This is a genomic window from Pseudomonas sp. NPDC087639 (assembly GCF_044743385.1).
In the GTDB taxonomy this organism is placed as follows: domain Bacteria; phylum Pseudomonadota; class Gammaproteobacteria; order Pseudomonadales; family Pseudomonadaceae; genus Aquipseudomonas.
Map to the genome: position 1 here is coordinate 82,232 of NZ_JBIUWI010000018.1, position 6,489 is coordinate 88,720.

At 60.3% G+C, this 6,489-nt stretch carries 7 protein-coding genes and 1 pseudogene; 7 read left to right on the forward strand and 1 reads right to left on the reverse strand.

Features of this window, described 5'->3' with window-relative positions:
* Window positions 1–17 precede the first annotated feature (17 nt).
* The 3 genes from thiE to ACIOVB_RS10475 all read left to right on the forward strand — a co-directional run bounded on the left by thiE (window position 18) and on the right by ACIOVB_RS10475 (window position 2,720).
* Complete coding sequence (gene thiE, locus ACIOVB_RS10465) at window positions 18–641, forward strand: thiamine phosphate synthase (RefSeq protein WP_401267344.1); 624 nt, start codon at window positions 18–20, stop codon at window positions 639–641.
* 15 nt (window positions 642–656) lie between these two features.
* Complete coding sequence (gene hemL / locus ACIOVB_RS10470) at window positions 657–1,940, forward strand: glutamate-1-semialdehyde 2,1-aminomutase (RefSeq protein WP_187678835.1); 1,284 nt, start codon at window positions 657–659, stop codon at window positions 1,938–1,940.
* A gap of 225 nt (window positions 1,941–2,165) precedes the next feature.
* Window positions 2,166–2,720 (forward strand): tetratricopeptide repeat protein, encoded by a 555-nt coding sequence (locus ACIOVB_RS10475; protein ID WP_042561233.1) that lies wholly within the window; start codon window positions 2,166–2,168, stop codon window positions 2,718–2,720.
* A gap of 67 nt (window positions 2,721–2,787) precedes the next feature.
* On the opposite strand, the gene ACIOVB_RS10480 is transcribed toward ACIOVB_RS10475, so the two are convergent.
* The gene (locus tag ACIOVB_RS10480; protein WP_003185742.1) at window positions 2,788–3,117 is read right to left on the reverse strand and encodes a DUF1820 family protein; all 330 of its coding nucleotides are present in this window, start codon (window positions 3,115–3,117) and stop codon (window positions 2,788–2,790) included.
* Between the two features lie 133 nt (window positions 3,118–3,250).
* On the opposite strand from ACIOVB_RS10480, the gene miaB reads away from it, so the two are divergent.
* The 4 genes and pseudogenes from miaB to ACIOVB_RS10500 all read left to right on the forward strand — a co-directional run.
* Complete coding sequence (miaB, locus tag ACIOVB_RS10485; RefSeq protein ID WP_401267345.1) at window positions 3,251–4,579, forward strand: tRNA (N6-isopentenyl adenosine(37)-C2)-methylthiotransferase MiaB; 1,329 nt, start codon at window positions 3,251–3,253, stop codon at window positions 4,577–4,579.
* 155 nt (window positions 4,580–4,734) lie between these two features.
* Window positions 4,735–5,733, forward strand: coding sequence for a PhoH family protein (locus ACIOVB_RS10490; RefSeq protein WP_221730176.1), 999 nt, complete (start codon window positions 4,735–4,737; stop codon window positions 5,731–5,733).
* Window positions 5,726–6,220: an rRNA maturation RNase YbeY gene (gene ybeY, locus ACIOVB_RS10495; protein WP_401267347.1), complete on the forward strand. Its 495-nt coding sequence runs from the start codon at window positions 5,726–5,728 to the stop codon at window positions 6,218–6,220. The genes ACIOVB_RS10490 and ybeY overlap by 8 nt, the downstream gene beginning before the upstream one ends.
* Window positions 6,221–6,225: 5 nt before the next feature.
* A pseudogene (locus ACIOVB_RS10500) lies at window positions 6,226–6,489 on the forward strand (magnesium/cobalt efflux protein); the annotation flags it as partial.

Below are 6,489 nucleotides of genomic sequence, written 5' to 3' on the forward strand. Positions count from 1 at the left end.
GTCGTGAGGTCTGCCTGATGAAACTACGTGGCCTGTACGCCATCACCGACAGCCAGTTGCTGGCCGGCAAATTCCTGTCGTACGTGGAGGCGGCGCTGGAAGGCGGCGTCACCCTGCTGCAATACCGCGACAAGAGCAGCGACGAGGCCCGGCGTCTGCGCGAGGCCGAAGCGCTGCGCGATTTGTGTGCGCGCTACAAGACGCAGTTGATCATCAACGATGACGCCGAACTGGCTGCACGCCTGAACGTCGGCGTGCATCTGGGCCAGACCGACGGCCCGCTGTCGCCGACCCGCGCCCTGCTCGGCTCGAAAGCGATCATAGGCTCGACCTGCCACGCGCAGATCGAACTGGCCGAACAAGCTGCCAGAGAAGGTGCGAGCTACGTCGCCTTCGGTCGCTTCTTCAACTCCAACACCAAACCCGGCGCGCCGACCTGCAGCCTCGACCTGCTCGACGAAGCCCGCCGCAAGCTGCATTTGCCGATCTGCGCGATCGGCGGCATCACCCTCGACAACGCCGCGCCGTTGGTGGCCCATGGTGTCGACCTGCTGGCCGTCGTCCACGGCCTGTTCGGCGCTGAAAGCACCGCCGAAGTGACCCGCCGCGCCCGCGCCTTCAACGAATTACTGAAAGTCTGATTTGAGAGCCCGATCATGTCTCGTTCCGAAACCCTGTTTGCCAATGCCCAGAAACACATCCCCGGTGGCGTGAACTCGCCGGTTCGCGCGTTCAAGAGCGTTGGCGGCACGCCGCTGTTCTTCAAACACGCCGAAGGCGCCTACGTCACCGACGAAGACGACAAGCGTTATGTCGATTACGTGGGTTCGTGGGGGCCGATGATCCTTGGCCACAGCCACCCGGACGTTCTGGACGCAGTGCGCAATCAACTGCAACACGGCTTGTCTTACGGCGCGCCGACCGCGATGGAAACCGAGATGGCCGATCTGGTCTGCTCGCTGGTGCCATCGATGGACATGGTGCGCATGGTCAGCTCCGGCACCGAAGCGACCATGAGCGCGATCCGTCTGGCCCGCGGTTACACCGGTCGTGACAGCATCATCAAGTTCGAAGGCTGCTACCACGGCCACTCCGACAGCCTGCTGGTCAAGGCCGGTTCCGGCGCACTGACCCAAGGCGTACCGAGTTCGGCTGGCGTGCCAGCGGCGTTTGCCAAACACACCCTGACCCTGCCGTTCAACGACATCGACGCGGTGGAAACAATGCTCGCCGAAGTCGGCCGGGACGTCGCCTGCATCATCGTCGAGCCAGTGGCCGGCAACATGAACTGCGTACCGCCGGCACCGGGTTTCCTTGAAGGCCTGCGCACACTCTGCGACAAGCACGGCGTGGTGCTGATTTTCGACGAAGTGATGACCGGTTTCCGCGTCGCCCTCGGCGGCGCCCAGGCCTACTACGGCGTGACCCCGGACCTGACCACGTTCGGCAAGATCATTGGCGGCGGCATGCCGGTCGGCTGCTTCGGTGGCAAGCGTGAAATCATGGAGCGCATCGCGCCGCTGGGCCCGGTGTATCAGGCGGGCACCTTGTCGGGTAACCCGTTGGCCATGGCCGCCGGCCTGACCACTCTGCGCCTGATCAGCCGTCCGGGTTTCCACGACGAACTAACCGACTACACCACACGCCTGCTCGACGGTCTGCAACAGCGCGCCGATGCCGCGGGGATTCCATTCGTGACCACGCAGGCAGGCGGCATGTTCGGCCTGTACTTCAGCGGCGCTGACGACATCGTCACGTTTGAAGACGTGATGGCCAGCGACGCAGCGCTGTTCGGTCGCTTCTTCCACCTGATGCTGGAAGGTGGCGTGTACCTGGCGCCGAGCGCATTCGAAGCCGGTTTCACCTCGATCGCGCATGGCGAAGCCGAGTTGAAACTGACCCTGGACGCTGCCGAACGCGCCTTCGCTGCACTGAAGTAATCGCCGCACCGCTGACGTTGGCTATCGCCGACGTCAGCTTTCACCTACATCCACCCGGTTTTTCCGACGCACCTGCCAGAATTCACCCGTAAAGTGGGCGATATATTCCCCGCGCAGCAGAAAAACGAGTAAAGACTTTGTAAGGTTGGCCCTGCTTATTTCATAATGCGCGCTTATTGGATCCCTCGATGGGTCCGCGTGCCCTTCAGAGGTAAGTCGATTCCCATGAACCGCACCGGCCGCACCCTTGCCTTGGGCTGCCTGTTGCTCCTTCAGCCCCTGCTCGCGCATGCACAAGCAGGCGGCAACTCGTTGTTGATCCCGGCGATGGGTCGTTGCACCCTCAATACTCAGCCGCAAGACGTCACGCAGGCACTGGCCGCCTGCCAGAAAGCGGCGGACGAAGGGGATGCGCAAGCGCAATACGAGTTGGGTGAGTTCTACTACGACGGCAAGAATGCGCCGCGCGACCTCAATCAAGCCCTGAGCTATTTCGAAAAAGCCTCGTTGCAAGGCCACGCTCAGGCGCAATTCAAGCTCGGCACCATGTTCTTCCACGGTGAAGGCGTACAGGCCAACAATATTCAGGCGTACATCGTGCTGAAGATGGCGGCGGTCAACGGCGCCGAAGAGGCACTGGACACGGCCGACGAAGTCTCCGAAAAAATGTCCCGCGAAGATCTCGAAACCGCTACGCAGGTGCTCGGGCAAATTTTCCGTAAATACCTGATGGAACTGCAGAGCGCCGATGGGCGCACGCCTTTCTCACCACTGCCCTGATTGCTGCTTTGTCCTGACTTCTCTATTCGCGAGCAAGCTCGCGAATGAGGCGACGCGGTGTTGAGCCTTACTTCTCAGGCATCGGCATCGGAAACGGCATCACATTGCCGACCGCGCCGCGGGCTTCGCTGATTTTCGGCGTGCCCAGACGCTCGACCTCGTCGATACGCACGATCGAATGCATCGGCACAAAGCTGCGCACCACGCCTTCAAACTGCGCCTTGAGCTTTTCTTCGCTCGGATCGACGACCACTTGCGTGCGCTCGCCAAAGACGAACTCTTCCACTTCCAGAAAACCCCACAGATCACTTTGATAGATCTGCTTGGCGTACATTTCGAACACCTGGCCCTGGTTGAGGAAAATCACCTTGTAGATTGGAGCTTCGCGTTTGGTCATGGCGGGCGGACAACATCGGGGATAAAAATGAGGGCGCGAACTATAGCATAGCCACTGGACGCACAGCGGTAGGAACCTGAGGGCATGTTCCCTATAATGCGCGGTTCTTTGAATCACGTGACGACCAAAATCCATGGCCAAGAAGCTTTACATCGAAACCCACGGTTGCCAGATGAACGAGTACGACAGCTCGCGCATGGTCGATCTGCTGGGCGAACATCAGGCCCTGGAAGTCACCGCTCGCGCGGAAGACGCCGACGTGATTCTGCTCAACACCTGCTCGATCCGCGAGCGCGCCCAGGATCGGGTGTACTCGCAGCTCGGCCGTTGGCGCGAACTGAAGCTGGCCAACCCGGAGATGGTGATCGCCGTCGGCGGTTGCGTGGCAAGCCAGGAAGGCGCGGCGATCCGCGATCGCGCCCCGTATGTCGACGTCGTTTTCGGCCCGCAAACGCTGCACCGCCTGCCAGAGATGATCGACGCCGCACGCAGCACCAAGCTGCCGCAAGTCGACGTCTCGTTCCCGGAAATCGAAAAATTCGACCACTTGCCCGAGCCGCGTATCGACGGCCCGAGCGCTTACGTGTCGGTGATGGAAGGCTGCAGCAAGTACTGCACGTTCTGCGTGGTGCCCTACACCCGTGGCGAAGAAGTCAGCCGGCCGTTCGACGACGTGATCGCCGAGATCATCCACCTTGCCGAAAACGGCGTGCGTGAAGTGACCTTGCTGGGGCAGAACGTCAACGGCTATCGCGGCACCACCCATGATGGTCGCCTGGCGGATCTCGCCGAGCTGATCCGCGTGGTCGCCGCCGTCGATGGCATCGACCGCATTCGCTACACCACCTCGCACCCGCTGGAGTTCTCCGACAGCCTGATCCAGGCCCACGCCGAGGTGCCGGAACTGGTCAAACACCTGCACTTGCCGGTGCAATCGGGTTCGGACCGGATTCTGGCGGCGATGAAGCGTAACCACACGGCGCTGGAGTACAAATCCAAGCTGCGCAAACTGCGCGCGGCGGTACCGGGGATCTGCATCAGCTCGGATTTCATCGTCGGTTTCCCCGGCGAAACCGAGAAAGATTTCGAACAGACCATGAAGCTGATTGCCGACGTTGGTTTCGACTTTTCCTACTCGTTCGTCTACAGCCAGCGCCCGGGCACACCGGCCGCTGATCTGGCGGATGACACCCCGGAAGAGCTGAAAAAGGAACGTCTGAACGCGCTGCAACACCGCTTGAATCAGCAAGGTTTCGAGATCAGCCGACAAATGGTCGGTTCGATCCAGCGGATTCTGGTGACCGATTATTCGAAGAAGGACCCGGGCGAGCTGCAAGGGCGCACCGAGAATAATCGTATCGTCAACTTCCGCTGCGACAATCCAACCTTGATCGGCCAGTTCGCCGACGTGCATATCGACGCGGCGCAACCGCATTCGCTGCGTGGCTCACTGATTCAGTAACACTGCATTTCCCCTGTAGGAGCGAGCCTGCTCGCTCCTACAGGGACAGCGCCAGACCCGGGAATCGCGTTGCGATATTTAAGAGCTTTCGCACCCACGCCTCTGGCGTTATCCTTGATTTCATCTTAATTGCCCCAGGGCGGCTAAATACGACCTTGAACGCACCCATAGAACCACATCGTTTTATCCTCGAGCCCTTTGAGGCTCGCCGCTTCGCCAATCTGTGCGGGCAATTCGACGAGCATTTGCGCTTGATCGAACAGCGCCTGACCATCGAGATCCGCAACCGCGGAAACCAGTTCGAACTGATCGGCGACCCCAAGCACACCACTTCTGCGGAAAACCTGCTGCGCCGCCTGTACCGGGAAACCAAGGGTACCGAGCTGTCGCCTGACATGGTGCACCTGTTCCTCCAGGAATCGGCCGTCGTAGAACTGGACAACCACGCCCCCGCCGAAGCCTCCGTCGCCCTGCGCACCAAGAAAGGCATGATTCGCCCACGCGGCTTGAATCAACTGCGCTATGTGAAGGAAATCCTCGGCAACGACATCAACTTTGGCATCGGCCCGGCCGGTACCGGCAAGACCTACTTGGCCGTGGCCTGCGCGGTTGATGCACTGGAGCGCGAGCAAATCCGCCGCATCCTGCTGGTGCGTCCGGCAGTTGAGGCGGGCGAAAAACTCGGCTTCCTGCCCGGCGACCTGTCGCAGAAGATCGACCCGTACCTGCGCCCGCTCTACGACGCGCTCTACGAGATGCTCGGCTTCGAATACGTGGCCAAGCTGATTGAGCGTCAGGTGATCGAAGTTGCACCGCTGGCTTACATGCGTGGCCGTACACTGAACAACAGCTTCATCATCCTCGACGAAAGTCAGAACACCACCGTCGAACAGATGAAGATGTTCCTGACCCGGATCGGCTTCGGCTCAACTGCGGTCATTACTGGTGACATTACTCAGGTCGACTTGCCGAAAGGCACCAAGTCCGGTCTGCACCACGTGATCGAGGTGCTGAAAGACGTGCCGGGCATCAGCTTCACTCACTTCCAGCCTAAAGACGTCGTGCGCCATCCTTTGGTACAGCGGATCGTCGAAGCCTACGAGCGCTTCGAAAACCGTGACGAAGCACCCAAGGAAACCTCGCGAAATGCTTGAGCTAGACCTGCAAATCGCGACTGACGCGAGCGCGCCGAGTGAGGCCGATTTCCGCCTGTGGTGCGAACTGGCCCTGCGCCAGCGCACCGCTGACTCGGAAATGACCATTCGTCTGGTCGACGAGGAAGAAGGCCGCGAACTCAATCACACCTGGCGCCACAAGGACTACGCGACCAACGTCCTGTCGTTCCCCGCCGAAGTGCCCGACGAGTTTCTTGATATCCCGCTGCTGGGCGATCTGGTGATCTGCGTGGCCGTGGTCGAGCGCGAAGCTGCCGAACAAGGCAAGGAACTAAAGGCCCACTGGGCACATCTGGTCATTCACGGCTGCTTGCATCTGCTCGGTTACGACCATATAGATGACGAAGAAGCCGAAGAAATGGAAGCACTGGAACGCGAGTTGCTTGCTGAACTGGGCTATCCCGATCCGTACGCGGACGACGAAACCGAACCATTCCCTATCGTTACAACAAAGGATTCAGAGTAATCGCTATGAGCGAAGATCGATCGAGCAACGGGCAGAAGTCTTGGCTGGGTAAACTGACCCAGGCTTTTGCCCACGAGCCGAAGAACCGTCAGGAGCTGCTTGAGCTGCTGCGCGATGCACATCAAAACAAGCTGCTGGACAGCGAAGCGCTGGCCATCGTCGAAGGCGCCATTCAGGTAGCTGACCTGCAAGTACGCGACATCATGGTGCCGCGCTCGCAGATGATCAGCATCAAGGCGACCCAGACACCCCGTGAATTCCTCCCCGCC

Coding starts and splice junctions, on each gene's coding strand:
- thiE (WP_401267344.1), top strand. CDS start 18: ATGAAACTACGTGGCCTGTACGCCATCACCGACAGCCAGTTGCTGGCC.
- hemL (WP_187678835.1), top strand. CDS start 657: ATGTCTCGTTCCGAAACCCTGTTTGCCAATGCCCAGAAACACATCCCC.
- ACIOVB_RS10475 (WP_042561233.1), top strand. CDS start 2,166: ATGAACCGCACCGGCCGCACCCTTGCCTTGGGCTGCCTGTTGCTCCTT.
- ACIOVB_RS10480 (WP_003185742.1), bottom strand. CDS start 3,117: ATGACCAAACGCGAAGCTCCAATCTACAAGGTGATTTTCCTCAACCAG.
- miaB (WP_401267345.1), top strand. CDS start 3,251: ATGGCCAAGAAGCTTTACATCGAAACCCACGGTTGCCAGATGAACGAG.
- ybeY (WP_401267347.1), top strand. CDS start 5,726: ATGCTTGAGCTAGACCTGCAAATCGCGACTGACGCGAGCGCGCCGAGT.